The sequence below is a fragment of the Limosilactobacillus portuensis genome (assembly GCF_014838735.1).
In the GTDB taxonomy this organism is placed as follows: domain Bacteria; phylum Bacillota; class Bacilli; order Lactobacillales; family Lactobacillaceae; genus Limosilactobacillus; species Limosilactobacillus portuensis.
Window position 1 is genome coordinate 1 of record NZ_JABUXQ010000030.1, and the last position, 19,254, is coordinate 19,254.

25 protein-coding genes, 1 pseudogene and 1 riboswitch are annotated in these 19,254 nt (G+C 39.2%); of the genes and pseudogenes, 13 read left to right on the plus strand and 13 right to left on the minus strand.

Going from position 1 to position 19,254, the window contains the following annotated elements:
* Nucleotides 1-290: 290 nt before the first annotated feature.
* Together HUK49_RS09090 and HUK49_RS09095 are read right to left on the minus strand one after the other, a co-directional pair.
* Nucleotides 291-611, minus strand: a complete 321-nt coding sequence (locus HUK49_RS09090; protein ID WP_191913486.1) for an ArsR/SmtB family transcription factor — start codon at nt 609-611, stop codon at nt 291-293.
* A 77-nt stretch (nt 612-688) separates the two neighbouring features.
* Entirely contained in the window at nt 689-1,585 is an 897-nt protein-coding gene (locus HUK49_RS09095; protein ID WP_191913487.1) for an AraC family transcriptional regulator, read from the minus strand.
* Between the two features lie 142 nt (nt 1,586-1,727).
* On the opposite strand from HUK49_RS09095, the gene HUK49_RS09100 reads away from it, so the two are divergent.
* The gene (locus HUK49_RS09100) at nt 1,728-2,921 is read left to right on the plus strand and encodes an iron-containing alcohol dehydrogenase (RefSeq protein WP_206705658.1); all 1,194 of its coding nucleotides are present in this window, start codon (nt 1,728-1,730) and stop codon (nt 2,919-2,921) included.
* Between the two features lie 96 nt (nt 2,922-3,017).
* Here HUK49_RS09100 and HUK49_RS09105 read toward each other — a convergent pair whose 3' ends face one another.
* Nucleotides 3,018-3,512, minus strand: coding sequence for a prolyl-tRNA synthetase associated domain-containing protein (locus tag HUK49_RS09105; protein WP_191913488.1), 495 nt, complete (start codon nt 3,510-3,512; stop codon nt 3,018-3,020).
* 181 nt (nt 3,513-3,693) lie between these two features.
* On the opposite strand from HUK49_RS09105, the gene manA reads away from it, so the two are divergent.
* The gene (gene manA / locus HUK49_RS09110; RefSeq protein WP_191913489.1) at nt 3,694-4,659 is read left to right on the plus strand and encodes a mannose-6-phosphate isomerase, class I; all 966 of its coding nucleotides are present in this window, start codon (nt 3,694-3,696) and stop codon (nt 4,657-4,659) included.
* Nucleotides 4,660-4,780: 121 nt separating this feature from the next.
* On the opposite strand, the pseudogene HUK49_RS09115 reads toward manA, so the two are convergent.
* Nucleotides 4,781-5,196 (minus strand): annotated as a pseudogene (locus HUK49_RS09115) (cupin domain-containing protein).
* A 114-nt stretch (nt 5,197-5,310) separates the two neighbouring features.
* On the minus strand, nt 5,311-5,787 hold the full coding sequence (locus HUK49_RS09120) for a flavodoxin family protein (protein ID WP_191913490.1): 477 nt from the start codon (nt 5,785-5,787) through the stop codon (nt 5,311-5,313).
* 99 nt (nt 5,788-5,886) lie between these two features.
* On the opposite strand from HUK49_RS09120, the gene HUK49_RS09125 reads away from it, so the two are divergent.
* From HUK49_RS09125 to thiE, 5 genes are all read left to right on the plus strand, one after another.
* The gene (locus tag HUK49_RS09125) at nt 5,887-6,771 is read left to right on the plus strand and encodes a LysR family transcriptional regulator (RefSeq protein ID WP_191913491.1); all 885 of its coding nucleotides are present in this window, start codon (nt 5,887-5,889) and stop codon (nt 6,769-6,771) included.
* A gap of 64 nt (nt 6,772-6,835) precedes the next feature.
* Nucleotides 6,836-7,690, plus strand: a complete 855-nt coding sequence (locus HUK49_RS09130; protein WP_191913492.1) for a patatin-like phospholipase family protein — start codon at nt 6,836-6,838, stop codon at nt 7,688-7,690.
* Between the two features lie 35 nt (nt 7,691-7,725).
* Nucleotides 7,726-7,831, plus strand: a riboswitch (TPP riboswitch).
* A gap of 64 nt (nt 7,832-7,895) precedes the next feature.
* Nucleotides 7,896-8,675, plus strand: a complete 780-nt coding sequence (thiM, locus tag HUK49_RS09135; RefSeq protein ID WP_206705659.1) for a hydroxyethylthiazole kinase — start codon at nt 7,896-7,898, stop codon at nt 8,673-8,675.
* Nucleotides 8,676-8,699: 24 nt separating this feature from the next.
* Nucleotides 8,700-9,521 (plus strand): bifunctional hydroxymethylpyrimidine kinase/phosphomethylpyrimidine kinase, encoded by an 822-nt coding sequence (thiD, locus tag HUK49_RS09140; RefSeq protein ID WP_191913493.1) that lies wholly within the window; start codon nt 8,700-8,702, stop codon nt 9,519-9,521.
* A complete protein-coding gene (gene thiE, locus HUK49_RS09145) occupies nt 9,511-10,161 on the plus strand; it encodes a thiamine phosphate synthase (RefSeq protein ID WP_191913494.1) in 651 nt (216 codons plus the stop codon). Before thiD ends, thiE begins: the two co-directional genes overlap by 11 nt.
* A gap of 91 nt (nt 10,162-10,252) precedes the next feature.
* Here thiE and HUK49_RS11330 read toward each other — a convergent pair whose 3' ends face one another.
* The 4 genes from HUK49_RS11330 to HUK49_RS09160 are packed head-to-tail and all read right to left on the minus strand — an operon-like array spanning nt 10,253 to nt 11,551.
* Complete coding sequence (locus HUK49_RS11330; RefSeq protein WP_235981090.1) at nt 10,253-10,513, minus strand: PAS domain-containing protein; 261 nt, start codon at nt 10,511-10,513, stop codon at nt 10,253-10,255.
* The gene (locus tag HUK49_RS11335) at nt 10,506-10,739 is read right to left on the minus strand and encodes a hypothetical protein (protein ID WP_235981092.1); all 234 of its coding nucleotides are present in this window, start codon (nt 10,737-10,739) and stop codon (nt 10,506-10,508) included. The genes HUK49_RS11330 and HUK49_RS11335 overlap by 8 nt, the downstream gene beginning before the upstream one ends.
* Before the next feature lie 3 nt (nt 10,740-10,742).
* The gene (locus HUK49_RS09155) at nt 10,743-11,174 is read right to left on the minus strand and encodes an alpha/beta hydrolase family protein (protein ID WP_191913495.1); all 432 of its coding nucleotides are present in this window, start codon (nt 11,172-11,174) and stop codon (nt 10,743-10,745) included.
* A 14-nt stretch (nt 11,175-11,188) separates the two neighbouring features.
* Nucleotides 11,189-11,551 (minus strand): hypothetical protein, encoded by a 363-nt coding sequence (locus HUK49_RS09160; RefSeq protein WP_191913496.1) that lies wholly within the window; start codon nt 11,549-11,551, stop codon nt 11,189-11,191.
* 232 nt (nt 11,552-11,783) lie between these two features.
* On the opposite strand from HUK49_RS09160, the gene HUK49_RS09165 reads away from it, so the two are divergent.
* Nucleotides 11,784-13,040: a chloride channel protein gene (locus tag HUK49_RS09165; protein WP_191913497.1), complete on the plus strand. Its 1,257-nt coding sequence runs from the start codon at nt 11,784-11,786 to the stop codon at nt 13,038-13,040.
* A 73-nt stretch (nt 13,041-13,113) separates the two neighbouring features.
* Entirely contained in the window at nt 13,114-13,422 is a 309-nt protein-coding gene (locus HUK49_RS09170) for a hypothetical protein (protein WP_102168857.1), read from the plus strand.
* Between the two features lie 48 nt (nt 13,423-13,470).
* On the opposite strand, the gene HUK49_RS09175 is transcribed toward HUK49_RS09170, so the two are convergent.
* Nucleotides 13,471-14,010, minus strand: coding sequence for a GNAT family N-acetyltransferase (locus tag HUK49_RS09175; RefSeq protein ID WP_191910532.1), 540 nt, complete (start codon nt 14,008-14,010; stop codon nt 13,471-13,473).
* Between the two features lie 230 nt (nt 14,011-14,240).
* On the opposite strand from HUK49_RS09175, the gene amaP reads away from it, so the two are divergent.
* From amaP to HUK49_RS09190, 3 genes are read left to right on the plus strand one after another with little or no spacing between them, the layout of a single operon-like run.
* Nucleotides 14,241-14,786 carry an alkaline shock response membrane anchor protein AmaP gene (gene amaP, locus HUK49_RS09180; protein WP_191683893.1) on the plus strand — a complete coding sequence of 182 codons (546 nt, stop codon included), beginning with the start codon at nt 14,241-14,243 and terminating at the stop codon, nt 14,784-14,786.
* 15 nt (nt 14,787-14,801) lie between these two features.
* Nucleotides 14,802-14,993: a hypothetical protein gene (locus HUK49_RS09185; protein ID WP_102168854.1), complete on the plus strand. Its 192-nt coding sequence runs from the start codon at nt 14,802-14,804 to the stop codon at nt 14,991-14,993.
* 20 nt (nt 14,994-15,013) lie between these two features.
* Nucleotides 15,014-15,421 carry an Asp23/Gls24 family envelope stress response protein gene (locus tag HUK49_RS09190; RefSeq protein WP_191913498.1) on the plus strand — a complete coding sequence of 136 codons (408 nt, stop codon included), beginning with the start codon at nt 15,014-15,016 and terminating at the stop codon, nt 15,419-15,421.
* A gap of 59 nt (nt 15,422-15,480) precedes the next feature.
* Here HUK49_RS09190 and tpiA read toward each other — a convergent pair whose 3' ends face one another.
* Nucleotides 15,481-16,254 carry a triose-phosphate isomerase gene (gene tpiA / locus HUK49_RS09195; RefSeq protein WP_191910529.1) on the minus strand — a complete coding sequence of 258 codons (774 nt, stop codon included), beginning with the start codon at nt 16,252-16,254 and terminating at the stop codon, nt 15,481-15,483.
* 147 nt (nt 16,255-16,401) lie between these two features.
* The gene (locus HUK49_RS09200) at nt 16,402-17,589 is read right to left on the minus strand and encodes an aminotransferase-like domain-containing protein (protein ID WP_191913499.1); all 1,188 of its coding nucleotides are present in this window, start codon (nt 17,587-17,589) and stop codon (nt 16,402-16,404) included.
* 637 nt (nt 17,590-18,226) lie between these two features.
* Here HUK49_RS09200 and HUK49_RS09205 point away from each other — a divergent pair.
* Nucleotides 18,227-19,018, plus strand: a complete 792-nt coding sequence (locus HUK49_RS09205; RefSeq protein WP_191913500.1) for a 2-keto-4-pentenoate hydratase — start codon at nt 18,227-18,229, stop codon at nt 19,016-19,018.
* A 151-nt stretch (nt 19,019-19,169) separates the two neighbouring features.
* Here the strand turns inward: HUK49_RS09205 and HUK49_RS11675 are convergent.
* Nucleotides 19,170-19,254: IS3 family transposase (locus tag HUK49_RS11675; RefSeq protein ID WP_191912754.1), on the minus strand; the 85-nt coding region annotated here is incomplete at its 5' end.

Consider the following 19,254-nt stretch of genomic DNA (forward strand, 5'->3'; position numbering starts at 1 on the left):
ATCAATTGGTATCTGAATTCACGGCCACTTAAATGTCTTAATTGGCATACACCAATCGAGATCTTCTTGCTTAATCTACGTCACTAAATTCGTTCAAGTTATTTCTTGCAATCTGCCTTAAAATTACTTTCTCTTTGGCGTGCTCCCACCAGTTAGGGTAAATATAATTAGCGACAGTACGCCAATTGCAATTAATTGATTGACTAACATTCTTCTTCCTCCACTGTAATACTTCTAATTTACATATTGCTATTTAACGATATGTTGTTCAAAAAATAAAAGAAGAATCACTATAATTCTTCTTTAATCAGATCCCCCAGCTCTTGAACTGCTTGCTCATTTCGACGGTAGTATGTCCACTTACCATGTCGCTCTGAAATTACAAGTTCTACCTCCTCAAGCATGTTCAGGTAAGATGAAATTGTTGATTGAGCTAATCCAGACTGATTAACTAAATCACCAACACAAACACCGCCATAGTTCTTGATTTCTTCTCTAATTGGTAAACATGTTGGTACACGAATTTCATTCTCAGGATCTTTCAACCACTGCAAGATCTCAAGACGCGTCTTATTTGCCAACGCTTTAAATAGTTTTTCATTTAATTTCATGATTTTATTATATCGTCATTTTTCGATATGTCAATAACATTAGTTTAAATCCCAACCTAATTGCTAATCGAGCAAGCTTAATCGCTAACAGTCGTATTCTGAGATTGACGGTATTCTCGCGGTGTTAGTCCTACCCGTTCCTTGAATATTTTACTAAAATAGGCACTCGTACTAAATCCCGTTTGCAAGGCAACATCAGTGATTGAAAGCTCCGATTGACGTAATAATTTCTTCGCCTGCTCAACCCGGTAATTTAATAAGTATTCAATCGGCGTTTGGTGAATATTTTTCTTAAATGACCGAATACATTCTTTGGGACTAACATTGACCGCAGTCGCAATATCATTAATTGTTACCTTTTCCGCATAGTGTTTGTGCAAGTACGCTAAAATATTTTTGCTGCGTTCACGTGGGCTAACCGTTAATTGCTGATGTTGTTCTTGAAACTTAATTTCAGCAATCAGTGTTAACCAAGCTTGTGAAAGGAGATTGCGAATTTCAAATTCCTTATCAGACTGGTCTGCTAATTCTGTTAACTGGTGGAGAAAAGTGATGAATTTTTTGCCGGTCGGGTTAGCTTCTCGAATCACTAAAACTTCAACTGAACGATTTTTTAAAACAGGGTTTAGGTATTTGGTATAGAAAGCACTATTGAAATATCCGCCAAGTAGAATCGGATGGAAAAGGTGGGCGTGTTCAACTGTCTTTGAAGAACCGGCAGCTTTTTGCTTTTTATCCATCACGTTTGTATTAATAAAATAGGCTTCTCCCTGCTTGATTATGTAAGTGTGATCAAAAGTTTGAATTTCAATCGACCCTTGGTAAGCATAGTTAAACTCTACTTCTTCATGCCAGTGCCACGGGATAACATCGGTGGTTAAATCACGACGGTGCATTGTATATGGAAAAGCACTCGTAATACCAGCAATATGTTCAACATCATTTGTATCTTGAATAAATGGTATTTTTTGCATCTTATTATGTTCCTTCCCAATACTATAAAAAAATTGCCAATCCTGTCCTTATACTTATAATATAGGGCAGAATTTTTATATGAACAACCCGCCTTCCCTTGTAAACTTTAGTCATACTCTGAAATACAAGGAAGGTAATAATATGATTCACAACTTTGACTTTTATTCACCTACTGAAGTTCTTTTTGGCAAGGAAACTCAAAAAGATACTGGGAAATACGTTAAAAAATACAACGGCCATAACATCTTAATTGTTTATGGAAGCGATCGGATTGTTAAGAACAGGTTATTAGAAGAGATTACCAGTTCATTAAAAAATGAAAATATTAACTATCACTTATTAAGCGGCGTTGTCCCGAACCCACAGCTAGGCAAAGTTTACGAAGGAATTGACCTTGGCAAACGTGAAAAGATTGATTTTCTTCTCGCTATTGGTGGCGGGTCTGTTATCGATACCGCCAAGGCAATTGCTTATGGCCTAGCCGAACCAGAAAATAATGTTTGGGAACTCTTTGAACATCAGCGCAAAGCGAAGGCATGTTTGCCGGTTGCCTCAGTGTTAACAATCGCGGCGGCTGGTAGTGAAACAAGTATGGGTGCGGTAATTACAAACGAAAAGAATGAAGAGAAACGCGCCTATGATGATGACTTAGCTCGACCAAAGTTTGCAATTATGAATCCGGAATTGACACTTAATCTTCCCGATTTTCAAACAGAATGCGGGGCAACTGACATCATGATGCATACAATGGAACGTTATTTCACTAACGGCGGAAATATGGAATTAACAGATGCGATTGCGGAAGGACTATTACGAACTGTTAAGGAGAACGCACTATTATTGCATCATGATCCGCAAAATTACGATGCCCGTGCAGAAGTAATGTGGGCTGGTTCGCTTTCCCATAACAATTTAACTGGTTGCGGGAATGATGGTGGTGACTTTGCAACCCATATGCTTGAACACGAAGTCAGCGGAATGTTTAACGTAACTCATGGTGCCGGTCTCGCCGCAATTTGGCCAAGCTGGGCGCGATATGTTTATAAAGATGACTTAGCCCGTTTTGTTAAATTCGCAAAGAACGTGATGAGGGTTCAAGAACAAGGTACTGATGAAGAGATCGCTTTAGCAGGAATTGACGAAATGGTTGAGTTTTACCATTCAATTGGGATGCCAGCTAATTTTGCCGAGTTAGGAATCCACCCTAGCGAAACACAAATTATGGAAATGGCACAATCATGCTCTAATGCTACTGGTGGGCACAAGGGATCAGCGAAAGTTCTCTATTATGACGATATGGTACAAATCTATAAAATGGCTAACCAGGAGATTTAGCTTAAATTATCAAGACTTACTTATCAGAAAACAGGCGCCGTAATTCGGTAAATTCGAATCATGACGCCTGCTTTTTAGATTTATGTAAGCAAGAATTTATAGATCAATAATTTCTGGGTCATACCCTTGTTCTTTGATAAATTTCATCAAATCAGTAGTTTGAATAAAAATGGTATGAGTATTTACATTAGGGTGGAATGTTAAAATTGGATCTTCCGCTAACATATCCTGATCAAAATATACTTTGATATTATGTTCCTCATTATTCATTAAGCCAAATGGTGAAACCACTCCAGCATGGGAGCCTAGTTGTTCTTGTAAATCATCTGGACGCGCCATTGATACTCGCTTAGCACCCGTCAACTCTTGAAACTCCTTAAAGTCCATTGGTTTCTGATCATCCATAATTACCAGGTAAAAATGCTTCTTCTTTCCCTTCAGAAACATTGTCTTTGTCCGGACACCCTCATGCCCTTCAATATATTTATCAGCTTGCTCAGTTGTTTCAGCAGCTGGATGGTCAACCATTCCATACTTAATTTCTAATCGATCAAGTTCGGTAATTACTTGTTCATATGTACCTTCTGTCATCTTTTTCACCACCATTTTTATTAATTACATTATAACATGTCTAGTTAAAGCGTTTTCTCTGAATGAAAGAATAGTTTTTATTTATTATAACTGTTAAAATTGTTTTTAGAAAGCGCTTTATTAGACGTAATAAAAAGTGTTGATTATTTTTATACTAAACATAAAAAGGAAAGTGATTGTTATGACAGAACCATTATTCTTAAAGCCAGTCTTCCATGAAAAAATTTGGGGCGGTCGTCGGTTAGCTGAAGATTTTAATTACGATATTCCAGACGGGACAATTGGTGAGTGCTGGGCAATTTCTGGGCACCCCCACGGCCCTAACGTAATTGAAAATGGTGAATTCAAAGGACAACTCCTTCCAGATGTTTACGCACAGCATCCAGAAGTATTTGGCAATCCCAAATCAAAGGTCTTTCCACTATTAACTAAGATTCTCGATGCTGAAGCCAGCTTATCGGTCCAGGTTCACCCAGATAATGCGTATGCTGAAGAACACGAGCATGAATTAGGGAAAACTGAATGTTGGTACGTTATTCACGCTGATGAAGGTGCTTACCTAACTTATGGCCATACAGCTAAAACTCGTGAAGAGCTCAAAGAAATGATTAACAACCATGAATGGCAAAAGCTTTTCGATAAAAAGCCTGTTAAGACTGGTGACTTTGTTTACGTTCCATCAGGTACTATCCACGCCCTTAATAAGGGAATTGTCGTTCTTGAAACCCAACAAAGTTCAGATACTACTTACCGAATTTACGACTACGATCGGGTCGACAAAAAGACTGGTAAGAAACGTGATCTACACTTGAAGCAATCAATTGATGTTACTACTGTTCCATTCAAAGAACCTGAACTACATATTACCTCTGAAAAAATTGGCAATTCTGAAGTAACGACTTTAATTACCCAACCTGATTCACCATTCTTTAGTGTTTATAAGTGGGATGTAAATGGTAAATTAACAAGAAAGCATGAACATGGGCCATATACCTTAATGTCAGTTATTGACGGTGAAGGGACTCTAACCGCTGATGGTAAGACATATCCATTAAAGAAAGGTGTTCATCTTCTAATGCCAGCAACTATTGATGAATGGCAATTGGATGGTAAGATGCTGATTATTGCTTCGGAATCGGTAGAATAGTATTAACTAATATTTAATAAAATATGGGCTAGCAAAAATGAGAAAAACAATCTCTAGTTCTGTTAGCCCATGTTTTTGTTGTGAATTATAATTTTAAACTCAAAATTTATATTAATATTCCCTAGTCGGCCAGTTGCTCATAGTAGCCATCATCAACTTTTTCTAGCCATTCACTAGTCCCCTTGGTAATTGCAATGTGGGAGAACCAGGAGTCCTTAGTAGCGCCATGCCAATGCTTAACGCCTTCGTGAATGGCAACCACGTCACCTGGCTTGAGCAGTTGAGCGGGCTTGCCTTCTTCTTGGTACCAGCCTTCACCGGCAGTTACCAGGAGAATTTGGAAACCATCGTGGTGGATGTGGCAGTATTCCGGCAGCCGGGTTCAAAGTTAACGTTGGAGACATTAATATCGATATTGTCATCAGGAGAAACTAAGCCATTAAGATAGCTTGTTCCAATAAAGTATTTTGCAAAAGCGATATTCTTGTCGCCAAAGCCAAACATATCATTTTTTACAGCTTCTTCATTCTTCGTCATAAAAACATCCTCCTTGATAAGTTAAAATTCAATTTCTTGGTTACTCTTAGCTTATAAGAAAAACGCCACTATGTATAATGCTTATTATAAGTGTCTAATCATTCAAAAGTTGAATTATAATTTTCGAAGCCATGACGCTAACGAACTTGGACTGTATTTAGGGGTTGCATGAGTTAAAACGTGGTAGCCATCAGTAATCTTTAGCTTACCAGCTTGGGCAACAAAATCAGCTTGATAATTACCCGTATCACTCCAACCGGTACTAAATGGCACTACCTTCCCCTGATAATCTTTCATCATTCTTAAAAGGCTAATAATTGGGGAGGCAACCTTACCGTCCCAAACTGGTCCGCCAACCAGAATGGTATCGTAATAATCCAATGCTGGTAATTCAGTGATAATTTGGGGAAGTCGACCATTCTGATTATCAGCTTTAAAAATTTGATCTGTTTCCTCCATATCATCAGGGAAATATCCTCTGGGAACTTGGAGACGAAGAATATCAGCTCCTGTCTGCCGATGAATTGCGCTAGCTAATTTAGCAGTGTTACCAAACTGTGAATAGTAAAGAATTAAGACATTTCGTACCATGTTTATCTTCCTTTCGCAAAAACTAATCGATTTACGTTATTCAAATTTTAGCTTAAAATAGTGTTATCTATTCACTATTTGAATCGAGGAACCCCTATTATGGATACAAGAGTAATTAAATACTTCTTAACTGTAGCACAAACGAATAATATTACCCATGCTGCACAACAACTTCATGTTACTCAGCCAACTCTTTCCCGACAAATGATTGAACTCGAAAAAGAACTCGGGGTAACTTTATTTGACCGTAAGCAGCGCCGAATGGAACTTACTAGTGAAGGAATTCTCTTCCAACAACGTGCGTCTACGATCCTTTCCTTGCTTAGCCAAACAAAACAGGAACTTCAAAACACCAAGGAAGAATTAACTGGTGTTCTTAATATTGGCTGTGTTGTTTCAAAGGTTTCAAAATTCGTGATGAAGATTATTAGTGACTTTCAGAAAAAATATCCAAAGGTAAGCTTTAACCTTTACGATGGTAATGGTGATTTGCTTCGTCAACGCTTGGATTCCGGTTTAGAAGATTTTGCTGTGTTGATTGAACCAGTGGAGGCTGCCAAGTATAACTTTATTGTTTTACCAGTTCATGAGCAGTGGGGATTGATTACCAAGAAATCTGATCAACTAGCAGCAAAACATTCGATCACCAAAAGCGATCTGTATAAACTACCACTAATTATTCCAACCCGGAATATTGTTCGTGATGAAATTAGTGATGTTTTAAAGTTAGATCAAACAAAGTTAAATATTATGGCAACAAATAACTTACCAAGCAATGCCTATGAACTGCTGAAAGCCGGAGATTATTATATGTTGGGAATTCAAGGGATTGTTAATTCATTTCATGATCCCGAATTGACATTTATCCCCTTTTCCCCACATAAAGACACCGGCCACGTTCTTGCATGGCGGAAAAACACCGTCGTTACTCCCGTAATGGAAAAATTTCTTCAAGAATTTGCTGACCAAGCTGAAAATTCTTAAAAGATTGAAATTGATAGGGTAAACGACTTACAATAAATTATCAACATTCTAAGGAGTGAAATCAATGCTATATAACGCAGCGCTAGTTCTTGAGGGTGGCGCTTTTAGAGGACAGTATACTGCTGGCGTCTGTGACACATTACTCGCTAATCACATTGAATTTAGTAGTGTGATTGGCGTTTCTGCTGGATCATTAAATGGTGTCAACTTTGTAGCAAAGCAATATGGTCGAGCAGCAAACATCAACATTAACCATCGTCATGATCGCAACTATATTGCTATGACGCGCCTTTTCAAACGACAAGTGATCAACATGAACTACCTATTCGAGGATCATGGTCTTTCATGGCATAACTTTGATGAACGAGCCTATATCAGATCAACCTCACATTTCACAGCTGTTGCTACTAGACTTCAGGATGGTAAAAAAGCACTCTTTACGGACTTAACGGGTGAGAAATTGACTCAAGTATTAATTGCCTCTTGCTCAATGCCATTTATGATGGATCCTGCCCCGACTCCTGATGGTCTTTGTCTCGATGGCGGAATTGCTGATTCAATCCCTTTTGATGTCGCCCAAGAACAAGGCTACAATAAAATTGTTGTGATCCGTACTCGCGATGTTAGCTACCGAAAGAAACCGTCAAGTCGACCAGTTTGCCAATTATACCGACGTTATTTCAAAGACTATCCTCAGTTTGCTGAAGCTGGGATCCTTCGTCCAGAGGTTTATAACCAACAAGTAGCACAGATTGAACATCTTAGAAGGACCGGACAAATCTTTAATATTGCACCCCAACATCCCGTTAAGGTTGGTCGAGTAGAAAGTAACGTTAAAAAGATCCGGAAACTATACGAAACTGGGCGTCAAGAAGCAGAACAACTATTACCAAGTTTAATTGACTACCTTAATGCTTAAAAGCGGTTTCTATGTTATTATAATGGTATGTTAATAAACAGCATTAGGGGTGTCTGTTTGCCAGACTGAGATGTATTAAGATATACGGACCCTTGAACCTGTTAAGCTAGTACTTGCGAAGGAAAATGCTAACTCAATATATAAAAAATAATGGAGCTGTTAGTTAACACTTAACTAGTAGCTCCATTTTTTAGGACGTGAGATTTTGACTAAATTACAGCTAAAACTATTAGAGCAAGTTCGTCATCAAAACCCGGTTGTGCTGACAATCCCTAACATGGTAACTCCAGATAAGGTTGCTGATGGGGTGAGTGCGATTGGTGCTTCACCAATCATGTCTACCGCACCTCAAGAAGCAGCAGAAATGGTGAAATTAGCCGATGCGATTACGATTAACCTAGGAACCATTCACGAAGAACAGGCTAACGAGATTACAACTATCCTCAAAAATAACCAAAATCAAAAGCCAATGGTGCTTGATCCGGTTGCGATCGGTGCTAGTCATTACCGGTTAGCTTTTGCAAAACAACTATTACAAGACCACCACTTTACTGTTATTCGGGGAAATGCTGGTGAAATTGCCGCATTAGCGAATATTAATTGGCATTCACGCGGAATTGACAGTGGCAGTGGACAAGCGGATCTTCACGAGATTGCTAAAACGGTCGCTAATAAATATCACTGTATTGTCGTCCTGACTGGTAAAACAGATACTATTACAGACGGCGATAATACTTTTATTAATCAGCTTTCCACTAGTTATTTTGTAACTAATGTAGGGAGCGGTGATATTCTTTCTAGTGTTATTGCTGCTTATCTCGGTGTAAGCAAGGATTATTATACAGCTGCCTGCACTGCAACTACAGTTTTTACTGCCACGGGAGTCAAAGCTGCTAGAGAGTCAAGTGGCTTTGGCCAATGGCAAGTCAAATTCCGGGATGAACTAGCGTCAATTAAATCCAGCGAAGTTCTCTCAGTATTGTAAAAAATAAAGGAGTTACTAATAAAAATGACAAATGATTTTCCTCAAGCTTTAACAATTGCTGGTACTGATTCTGGAGGTGGTGCCGGAATCTCTGCTGATTTCAAAACCATGCAAATGCGCGGTGTCTTTGCCACAATGGTTGTTGTCGCGGTAACAGCGCAAAATACCCTTGGCGTTCAGGATGCCCTAGCAATGCCACCAAAATTAATTGATGAACAGTTTTTCTCCCTAGCTGCTGATTTTAATATCCGCGCCTGCAAAACAGGAATGCTGGCGGATTCCCTTCGTGTCAAAACCGTTGTCAACAACCTCAAGCAATATAATTTCGGTCCACTAACGGTAGATCCCGTGATGATTGCTAAAGGTGGTGCTAAACTTTTAAGTGAGGATGCGATTAGTGTGGTTCGTGAACAACTATTGCCACTCGCCGATTTGATTACCCCTAACCTTCCAGAAGCTGAAGAATTAGCTCAAATGAAGATCACAACAGAAGCTGAAATTGAAGCTGCTGGACATCGTCTTCAATCAATGGGAGCGAAGAATGTCCTGGTTAAGGGAGGTCATTTTTCAAATGATGGTGAAGCAAATGACTTTGTATTATTAGAGAATGGGCACTCGTTTTGGATGACTGCCAAGCGAAAGCAAACTCAGAATACTCATGGTACCGGTGATACTATTTCTTCCTGTATCACTGCTGAACTCGCTAAGGGCAAATCAATGGAAGACGCCCTCAAAATTGGAAAGGCCTATGTTGAAGCAACGATTAAGCAAGGCATTAACGTTGGTCACGGTCATGGTCCACTAAATCATTGGGCAAAAATAAGGAGCGATAATAATGAACTTTAATCCAAAAATGTTACAAGTATACCTTGTCGGCGGAACTCAAGACACCCACCATGATTCCTATGAATTCCTCGCTAAAGTAGAAGAAGCAATGCAAGCTGGAATTACCGCATTTCAATATCGAGAAAAAGATAATTCAACCATGACTGCCGATGCACGATTAATCATGGCAAGGCGACTAGTCGAAATGGGAAAACGCTACTCAATTCCCGTTTTAATTGATGATGATGTTCAAATGGCATTGCGTGTCGGTGCTGATGGTGTTCATGTTGGCCAGGATGATGAACAAATTGAGCAGGTAATTAAAGAAGCAGCTGGTAAGTTAATTATTGGCTACTCATACAACACGGCTACTGAAGTAGAAAAAGCAAATCATTTATCTGCTATTGACTATCTAGGTTGTGGTCCCGTCTTTGAAACCACGTCAAAGATCGATGCAGATCCCGTCTTGGGTCTTACTAAACTTGAAGAATTAAATAAACTGAGTAACCATCCCCTAGTTGCAATTGGTGGTCTTTCTCTAAAAAATATTCCAGAGGTTTTAAAAACTGGTGTTGCTGGCTTATCAATGATTTCACTGGTTTTAAATAGTGAAAATATTACGGAAACCGTCGAAGAAATTAAGGCATTGATAAATAATTAGTATTTGATCGTAAAATTGAGAGCCCTTACTACGAAAAAGCATTTGTAAATTTCAATTAGCGTGATAAAGCCTTATGAAATTTACAAATGCTTTATTTATTTTCATTAATCGACGCCGATGAAACACCATCAACAACTTGTCCCTCTACAATCCCATGTTCAAAGGTATGTTGCTCACAAAGCCGACAAATATGTTCAACATTTTCTGTCACTTGTAATGCTCCTAAATAATGACCATTGGGCTTACGGATCGCATAATAGCGAATTAAGGTTCGTTGACCGTCCATTATCTGTGGTGATTCAACCATATCCTTTTCCTCAGTCTTCAACATTTTTAAGACCTGCTTAACCATTGGAACAACTCGTTGGGGGGTGACAATCAAGGACATTATGGTCAAGTCGCTGATGAAGACGCTGATCATCACGCCAGCTATTTGGTGAATACCAAACATATTCGTCATCTGCATTAATATAATCTAATTCATATGGCATTGTTCGAAATAAAGCATCAACCTCAGCCAAAGTTAATTTACCACTGAAAAAATTAATCGTGGCATTATCCATAAATGGTAAATTCATCTTTTAACGCTCCCATTCATCATTATTTTGGTTTAATTTCTGAACTGCATTAATCAGTCGTTGATCAATTTGCGCCCGTCTGTTTTGCCACAAATTATTCTCTAGTAGTAAGTTTTGTTGTTTATCAAATTGATACCCACCCCACATATGCTGATTAATTGGGCTGGTCATCATCGAATCAACTACCCGAAGCAATCCAATTGTATGTTCCATATCAATATATCCCAATGCAACCACATCAAGCGGATCAATATAGTTAAATATCTGACAGCGAAGGAGAGTCGTTGTTTGCCGTTGACGTTCATCTAGTAACCAGTAAAGATTAGGTCCTTCATAAAGATACGCCCGACCAATTCGCTCAGGATAGTGACAATTAGCTAAAGCAAATTGGGCGTTAATTGATCCTAACGAGTGTCCATAAAGAGAAAAGGTCATTTGTGGGTAAACAGCTAGCAGATGATTAAATTCTCTTTACTTGCCGTCCACAACTCCTGAGGAACATCAGGAACCTGGTTAATAATTGCATTACCAATCGGGAGGTTAACCCGAAGCCATTCGTTAGTCCATGTTGTTGGATCGCCCTTCCGAACGCCAGACGATCCACGAAAAAGAACTATTATTTGGGGATCAGCAGCTGAACGAATTACTGTCGCTCGAAATCCATCAGCCGTCCAAATCAGCTTAACCACTTCACCAATTAATCGGCCATCTGGCAATAAGACATCTTCTCCTAAGTGCCAGTTATGATATTCAAGCTGAGCTAATTGGACTCGCTGCCAATCAGTTAGTGACTGCTTCCTACTAACCGTCATTTTGCCACCTACTTACCTAACTGCGCACAAATTCCCTGAATAGTTACCACAGCGAGGGCAACAATAATTAACATAATTGCATCTTTTTTAGTCGGTTGTTTGTCCATTTCAACTCACCTAGATCTTTTTCCTTTATCATACACCTAAATTACTTGATTCTCTTGAGAGACTTTATTTCTGCTTTCTGGTGTTATAAACTAACAAGGTATAAATATTCATGGGAGAGAGAAGAATGAAGTCGATTTCAAAAAATGTTCCTTTAGTCATTGCTACGGTTGTACTTGGGGTGATCGTGGGGACTAGTTCTTTACTATTAAGTATTCTTCTTGATTTATCAGAAAAATACTTTCTTAACTTTGAAGAGAGCAATCGAATTCCGGTTGATATTTTTGTTGGTCCGGGGCACCGATTTATTTCGGTTTTTGTTGGTTCCGCAATCGCTGCAATTATCTGGTATTTTCTTCAAAAAGATTACCGCCCAGTCGGCATCAGTAAAGCGATTACTGGTAAGACAATGCCGCTAGTCAAAACACTAATCCATGTTGTTACACAGATCTTTTACGTGGGAACAGGGAATTCCATTGGCCGTGAATTAGCTCCACGGGAAGCTGGTGCTGCAATTGCTCAAAAATGGGAACGGCACTTTGCTAACAACCGTTACCTAAAGCTTGATCCAGAAGATCAAAAGATGTTAATTGCATGTGCCGCTGGTGCTGGTTTCTCAGGGGTATATATCGCGCCAATCACAGGTGCCGTCTTTGCTATTGAGCTGCTTTACAAGAAAGTTAACGCCCGAGTAGTCGCTGTTAGTTTAACAATGTCGGTAATCGCAACTTTAATTGGATCAATTGTTAAGGGGTATAAGCCTTACTACTTAGTTGGCTCCAAAAATTTCCCTTCATTACGAATCCTTCCAATTGTAATCATCTTGGCACCCCTTCTTGGAATCATGGGTGCTTACTTCAAGTTGGGCGTTAAGAAGGCAAGTGCTCACCGAGCCGTTACCAAAAAAGTTCTCTATCAGCTACCACTAATGGGAATTATCACTGGGATTGTTGCTGCTTTCTACCCACAAATAATGGGAAATGGTCGTGGACTGGCTCAATTAGCAATGAGCACTACTGCCATCAATAAAAACGTTATTTTAGCCCTTCTTTTTGGTTTCATTGCTAAAGCAGTTGTGACCCTTCTTAGTATTAAGAGCGGGGCTTATGGAGGAATCCTGACTCCTTCAATTTCTCTTGGCGCTGTTATTGGTGTTTTCTTAGGGATGATCTATGTCCAAATTATGCCGGGAGTAACAATTACCCAATGTGCTGTACTCGGCGCAGCCTATTTTTTGACCGCTTCTCAACAAGCACCTCTTATGGCGATGTTCATGTTGTTTGAAGTCTGCCATTTGAACTTTACAGCTTTTATCCCTCTTGCCTTAGGGGTCGCATTATCGATTGCCGTTTCCCGGTGGGTTAATACAAGGCTTGCAAAATAGTGTGATGTTTGCTTATTAACTATGAAACAGCTAAACTTAACCTTGCATCATGCTTAAAGGAGTTTAAAAAAACATGGCACATATTTACCTAATGACTTTGATCATTATTTTTATGATTGAAAGTTTCTTTGAAGTTAAGTGGTTTGCCCAAATTCGTGATATTTTTCAGCGTTCAGGAAGAATTACCCCAACTAAACGGGTTCAACGAGTAGTTAAGATTGAAACCCAGTGGAGTTGGTTTTCATGGATTTTACTGATCCTCCTCTTCATTCTTCCTGAGGTATATACATTTCTTTTAATCTGCATTATCACTCTAATTGAAACCATTATTGTTTACGAACTGTACAACGCTCGGAATTACGCTCAACAAATTAATAAATAAAATGAAGGAGACTAGTGCGAAAATAATTTCGCACTAGTCTCCTTCATTTTAGCTAGCTAACGCATGAGTGTTTGTTAATAACTCATACACGTAAGAAAGTTCTTCAGGACGGTATGCTCCTGGCATCGTCCCTACCTTTTGGAAGCCATTTTTTTCGGCAATGTGTTGCATTACCAAATTATTTTCGTTCGTACTAAGACGAATTGACTCCACATCAGGACGATGCTTTTCTAGGTAATCAATCACGCTAATAAATAGCTTTGATGCGTAACCTTTCCCCGCATGACTTGAGTGAATGGCTACCCGATGAATAGTAACATAGTTTGTCGTATTAATTAACCATTCACCATTAATATGATCATAAACGTGATCTGGTGAATTGACGATTGCGACTGCCCCAACAGTCATCCCATCATCAGATTTAACGAGATATGAGTAGCCATTATCAATATCTTCCTGAATGTGCTGAGCGTTTGGATAGTCACCCTGCCATTGATCAACCCCACGTTCAGCCAATTGATTGCGCCCATCACGAAGGATTTCCAAAATAGTGTCTAGGTCCTTTTGTGTTGCTTTCCGAATTTGCATTTTATCATCCCCAATTAGAATTAAATCACTCTAATCATAGCAGATTATTAATCAAAAATGGTCTTTTTTGCCAATTTATACCCCATTTGTAAACACCTGTGAAGAATTAATGATCACCCGTATAAGAAAGCCTTATGTCCATTAGCAATCTACTGTAAAGCCTTTTCATCCATGTTAAAGTTAAGACATTAAAACAGCAGCCTGCAGCTATAGAAAGGAGTGATTCTTTAATGGCTAATTGGAAAAAATGGTGGATCACATTAGCAATGCTAATTCAGGGATTAATCGGTGGGATTGTCATCCTTCTCTGGATCTTCCGTCACGAACCCTGGACACTAGGAATCAGCCAATGGCTATTAACCCGACCCGGACAATACACAATTATTGGTTTAGCAAGCTATATCATTCTAATGGCGATAATTGTAATCGGAAGTTCTATTTTCCGACCAACAACGAGTAAACAATTAATAATTGCTCGTGATGGTGCTCGTCATATCTCAGTTGATAAAACGGCAGTGGAAAATAGTATTCGACTTAACCTCTCAAGTTTTGGTCTCTACAACCCCACAACAACAGTTAAAATGCTCAAGAATCGTCAAGAAGCAGACGTTACCGTTACTGGAATGCTTTCTGGACAATCTGATCCAGAACTACTGAAGAATTCTTTAACTGATGCAATCGAAAACAATTTACAAACAAACTTTGCTATTGGACTTCGTAAATTACGAGTTCGCCTCGAACCTTATAGCCACAAGAAATCAGTCACAGTCGTCTAACAAGGAGGGATAACAATGAAACTTGCTCTCATTGGTGCGATTATTGGATTAGTTCTCAGCATTAGTTGGACCGTTTGGGGATTCTGGACAGCGATTGGTATTCTTTTAACTACCGCTATCTTCGCCATAATCGGTCTTGTTTTAGACCTCATCGGATTCTCTTTTAAGGGAATTGTTAATAAATTAAGTGCTAAACTTGCCGAATAATTTCTAAGGAGGAATTAATCATGACAACTACAAACACAAACCAAACCACTAAAACTAACGTTGATCAACACCTAACTTTTGACGACAGTGTAATTGAGAAAATTGCCGGGATCACAGCTACTCGAGTTCCAGGAATCATTTCACTTGATGGCAACATGTTCTCTGAATTTGCGGATAAAGTTTCGTCCGGTAATAATATGACTAAGGGGATCAATGCTGATGTAGGCGAAAAACAAGTTGCAATTAAAATGGATGCCACGATTGAATACGATAAAAGCGCACCAGAAATTTTTGAAGCAGTCTGTAAAGAAATTGATAGTGCTCTAGATAAGATGACCGGATTGAAATTAGTGAAGTTTGAATTACACGTTAATGATGTGAAGACTCGTGAAGAATTGAAGAAGGATGACGATAAACAAGTAAGCTAAGAGTTTAACCTAGCTTAAAAGTTCCTAGTATTCGTAAATTGAATACTAGGAACTTTTTATTATTCTTCCTTTAGTGTTAACTGAGCGTTGGAAATCATTTTTAAGAAATTATCTAGGTCTAAACTCGCCCGACCAATTAACGCGCCATCAATATCGGGTTTATCAATAATGTCCTTAATGTTATTAGGATTAACACTTCCCCCATAAAGGATCCGAATCTTATCCGCAATTTCATAGCTATAATATTCAGCAATTGTCTGGCGAATTAGCCGGCAACCCTCCTCGGCCAAGGTGGGATTGGCGTGTTGTCCTGCCCCAACTGCCCAACTTGGTTCGTAAGAGATCACAACCTGCTTGATCTGATCTAACGAGACACCATGCAAAACGGTCATCAGTTGGTGGAAAACATAGTGAATTTCATCATTAACCACCTGCTGGACCATTGTTTCATCTGTACAGATAATTGGGGTAACGCCACGTTGAAGGGCTGCTTGAACTTTCTTGTGCACACTAGCATTTGTTTCACCAAATAACCGGCGGCGCTCAATATGACCTAACATGACATATGAGACTCCAGCATCCGCTAAGCCACGAAGACTTACTTCACCTGTATATGGGCCAGAATATTCCGCAGCAGCATTTTGGGCAATAATTCTCAGCCCTGAATTTCCTGCTGCTTCAACCATGCTTGGCAAGGCAAAAGCTTGTGCTGCAATGCCAACCTCCATCTTATTAGGATCAGGAAGCTTTGATTTGATCTGGTTAACAAAATCAACTGACTCCTTGACGTTTTTGTGCATCTTCCAGTTTGCTACGATAAATGGTTTACGCATAATTTTAACCCTTTCTAACATTTCTTCCGTTTGTCTAATTATCTTATATTTTACAATTATCTGCCAAACAAAGAAAGATAGGGTTTTAAACACAAATAGTTCTTAAAGGGCATCATCATCGTGCGTCCTTTAAGAACTATTTAGTAATTATGCTTCAAGAGCCTGTGAAAGTGCTTCACCAAGCCGCTTTAATCCGACTTCAATCTGGTCTTCCTGCATGTTAGAGTAATTCAACCGGAATGTTCCTGGTTGTGGCTTGCCAGCAAAGAACGGGTCACCAGGGACAAAGGCAACATTGTGTTCAAGACATTGTTTAAAGAGTTCAACGGTATCAGTGACACCAGGTACCTCGACCCAGAGGAACATTCCACCTTCTGGATCAGTGTACTTAACATCCTTCGGGAAGTATTTCTTAATTCCGTCAATCATCAGTTGCTTCCGTTTGCCATAAAGGTCACTAATTTCCTTAACATGGGCATCAACATCATTTTCCTTAAAGAATTCAGTAACTACATACTGAACAAGATTATCCGTATGGAGATCAGCGGATTGCTTTAACACAGTTAATTTTTCAATCACTTTTGGATCCGCTACTAACCAACCAAGGCGGAATCCCGGAGCAAGAATCTTTGAGAATGCGCTCATGTAAAAGACTTTCCCCGCATGATCAAATGACTTAACAGAAGGAACGTGTTCTCCTGCAAAGCGAATATCACCATATGGATTATCTTCAAGAACTGGAACATCGTATTTCGCTGCTAATTCCGCAAACTTCTTTCGTCGTTCCGCTGGCATTGTTTGTCCAGTTGGGTTTTGGAAGTTTGGTACTGTATAAACCAACGCTGTTTCTGGATGAGCCTTAAGCGCTTCTTCCAGAGCGTCCATCTTCATTCCGTCCTCATCCATCGGCACACTAACAAAATTAGCGCCATATGAACGAAAAACATCGAGAGCACAAAGGTAAGTTGGCTCTTCCACAAGAACCGTATCTCCAGGATTTACAAATGCCTTCCCGACTAAGTCAATTGCTTGTTCAGAACCTGTTGTTACCATGACATTCTCTAGTTTAGCATCAACATTTTCCTTTTCCTTTACTCGCTTAAGAATCAATTCACGCAGTTCGGTTACCCCTTTAGCCGCACCATATTGAAGTGCTTGTTGACCATGTTCTGCATAAACCTTATCGGTGGCCTTCTTCATCCCTTCAACTGGGAATAATTCAGGAGCCGGTAATCCACCCGCAAATGAAATGATTTTAGGATCAGCCGCCGCTTTTAAGATTGCACCAACAGCATCGGTCCCGTCAGCAGGAACTCTTTTTGAAAATTTAAACATCGTTACCACTCCTCTTTCTCATCATTTTGTAATTGTTGTGTAGTTTACAATACAAAATTCGACTTGTGAACCCCCTAATTGTACTTCATGCATTTTCAAATGGTTTATAAATTTAATTTCTTCATATAAGGGATTATCAAAATAATAAAAAATTAAAATTTATGGTTGACAGATTAAAATTTAATGAGTAGAATACGAAGCATCAAATGTAAACACGTTAAAGATACCGAACAGGAAGTAACCTGATTAACTGGTTCAGAGACTTAGTGGCTGGTGTGAACTAAGCAACGTTAATCAATGTTAAATCCCCTGTGAATTGGCTCCTGAACTAAGTAAGGTTGCCTGGCTGCCGACCATTATCCTGGCTCCAGATGAATTTGTCTGGTTCAAGATGTGGACTCTTTCCATAAATGAAGGCGGTACCGCGGCAACGTCGCCCTTCAAGCATATTCAAATATGCTTGAAGGGTTTTTGTTTACTTTGAAATTTATTTTAAGTGAGGTGAGGATCATGAAAGATAGTGACATTAGCGACATTAGTGACATTCGAGGAATAATTAAGAATAATGATTCTCATCAGTGTTGGCATTTTTGATGGTGATGATAATCATAAATAACTAAAATTGGAGGAATCAATTATGACAACATTAAACGCTAACCAAAAAGAATTTGCAATGGCCCTTTACGATGCGACACTAACTGGCAAGCCATTAGAAGAAAAAGACTGGACAGGTGTTGTAGAAGATGACGATACTGCATACGCTGTTCAAGACGAAGTAATGCAACTTAAGGGTGTCCCTGTTGGTGGATATAAAGTGTCGCTTACAAGCAAACAAACCCAAGATATGTTTGACGCGGATTCACCCTTATATGGTCAACAGGTTAATCGTCGTTTTCTTCCTGCACCAGCGAACGTCAATTTAAATGACTTGATGGAACCATTAGTCGAAGTTGAATTAGCCTTTCGTGCAACTACAGACTTAACGAGTAATGATTCATTAGAAGATCTCTTAAACAAGACAACAGTCGCTGGTGCACTAGAAGTACCGGATTCTCGGTTTAAGGATTGGTTCCCGAGTCTTGGTAAATACAACGTCATGTCAGATTGTGCTGTTGGTGGATTAGTTGTTTATGGAAAAGAGGTTCCTTCAACAAAAGTTTTCAAGGATGTCGCTGATGTTGCAACAGTCCATGCTGAACTCTTCCTTGATGATCAGAAACTTGATGAGGGTGATTCGAAAGAAGTTCTTGGTAACCCGCTCAAATCCCTTCAATGGCTTGTCAAGAAGCTTGAAGAACAAGGCAAGCAATTCAAAGAAGGTCAACTGGTTTCTTCCGGAACGTTCGTTTTACCACCACATCTCAAGGAAGGACATTGGGCCGTCAATTTCGATCACCAACTTGGTAGTGTCAATTTAAATGTCGACTAGGAGATGATTAAATGAAATTAAGTGATAATCAACAAAACTAATAAGCATCATAATCTTGTTAAATTTATCTATCCAGCTAGATAAAGAAAACTCTCGTGACTTCACACTGTAAAAATGAAGTGCAAGACAAAAGTTAGACAAAATTGAAATATTAAGCTGCTAAGGTATGATTTCGGTACTCAACCGGAGTCATACCTTTTGTTTTTAAGGTCGTTCTGACGTTGTTAAAGTACTGA

What these genes read in the sequence shown, in the direction of transcription:
- HUK49_RS09200 (WP_191913499.1), bottom strand. Translation starts at nt 17,589, where the DNA reads ATGTTTAAATTTTCAAAAAGAGTTCCTGCTGACGGGACCGATGCTGTT.
- HUK49_RS09095 (WP_191913487.1), bottom strand. Translation starts at nt 1,585, where the DNA reads ATGCAAAAAATACCATTTATTCAAGATACAAATGATGTTGAACATATT.
- HUK49_RS09120 (WP_191913490.1), bottom strand. Translation starts at nt 5,787, where the DNA reads ATGGTACGAAATGTCTTAATTCTTTACTATTCACAGTTTGGTAACACT.
- HUK49_RS09165 (WP_191913497.1), top strand. Translation starts at nt 11,784, where the DNA reads ATGAAGTCGATTTCAAAAAATGTTCCTTTAGTCATTGCTACGGTTGTA.
- HUK49_RS11330 (WP_235981090.1), bottom strand. Translation starts at nt 10,513, where the DNA reads ATGGTTAAGCAGGTCTTAAAAATGTTGAAGACTGAGGAAAAGGATATG.
- thiE (WP_191913494.1), top strand. Translation starts at nt 9,511, where the DNA reads ATGAACTTTAATCCAAAAATGTTACAAGTATACCTTGTCGGCGGAACT.
- HUK49_RS09175 (WP_191910532.1), bottom strand. Translation starts at nt 14,010, where the DNA reads ATGCAAATTCGGAAAGCAACACAAAAGGACCTAGACACTATTTTGGAA.
- HUK49_RS09185 (WP_102168854.1), top strand. Translation starts at nt 14,802, where the DNA reads ATGAAACTTGCTCTCATTGGTGCGATTATTGGATTAGTTCTCAGCATT.
- manA (WP_191913489.1), top strand. Translation starts at nt 3,694, where the DNA reads ATGACAGAACCATTATTCTTAAAGCCAGTCTTCCATGAAAAAATTTGG.
- HUK49_RS09190 (WP_191913498.1), top strand. Translation starts at nt 15,014, where the DNA reads ATGACAACTACAAACACAAACCAAACCACTAAAACTAACGTTGATCAA.
- HUK49_RS09090 (WP_191913486.1), bottom strand. Translation starts at nt 611, where the DNA reads ATGAAATTAAATGAAAAACTATTTAAAGCGTTGGCAAATAAGACGCGT.
- tpiA (WP_191910529.1), bottom strand. Translation starts at nt 16,254, where the DNA reads ATGCGTAAACCATTTATCGTAGCAAACTGGAAGATGCACAAAAACGTC.
- HUK49_RS09105 (WP_191913488.1), bottom strand. Translation starts at nt 3,512, where the DNA reads ATGACAGAAGGTACATATGAACAAGTAATTACCGAACTTGATCGATTA.
- thiD (WP_191913493.1), top strand. Translation starts at nt 8,700, where the DNA reads ATGACAAATGATTTTCCTCAAGCTTTAACAATTGCTGGTACTGATTCT.
- HUK49_RS11335 (WP_235981092.1), bottom strand. Translation starts at nt 10,739, where the DNA reads ATGAATTTACCATTTATGGATAATGCCACGATTAATTTTTTCAGTGGT.
- HUK49_RS09170 (WP_102168857.1), top strand. Translation starts at nt 13,114, where the DNA reads ATGGCACATATTTACCTAATGACTTTGATCATTATTTTTATGATTGAA.
- amaP (WP_191683893.1), top strand. Translation starts at nt 14,241, where the DNA reads ATGGCTAATTGGAAAAAATGGTGGATCACATTAGCAATGCTAATTCAG.
- HUK49_RS09155 (WP_191913495.1), bottom strand. Translation starts at nt 11,174, where the DNA reads ATGACCTTTTCTCTTTATGGACACTCGTTAGGATCAATTAACGCCCAA.
- HUK49_RS09130 (WP_191913492.1), top strand. Translation starts at nt 6,836, where the DNA reads ATGCTATATAACGCAGCGCTAGTTCTTGAGGGTGGCGCTTTTAGAGGA.
- HUK49_RS09100 (WP_206705658.1), top strand. Translation starts at nt 1,728, where the DNA reads ATGATTCACAACTTTGACTTTTATTCACCTACTGAAGTTCTTTTTGGC.
- HUK49_RS09125 (WP_191913491.1), top strand. Translation starts at nt 5,887, where the DNA reads ATGGATACAAGAGTAATTAAATACTTCTTAACTGTAGCACAAACGAAT.
- HUK49_RS09160 (WP_191913496.1), bottom strand. Translation starts at nt 11,551, where the DNA reads ATGACGGTTAGTAGGAAGCAGTCACTAACTGATTGGCAGCGAGTCCAA.
- HUK49_RS09205 (WP_191913500.1), top strand. Translation starts at nt 18,227, where the DNA reads ATGACAACATTAAACGCTAACCAAAAAGAATTTGCAATGGCCCTTTAC.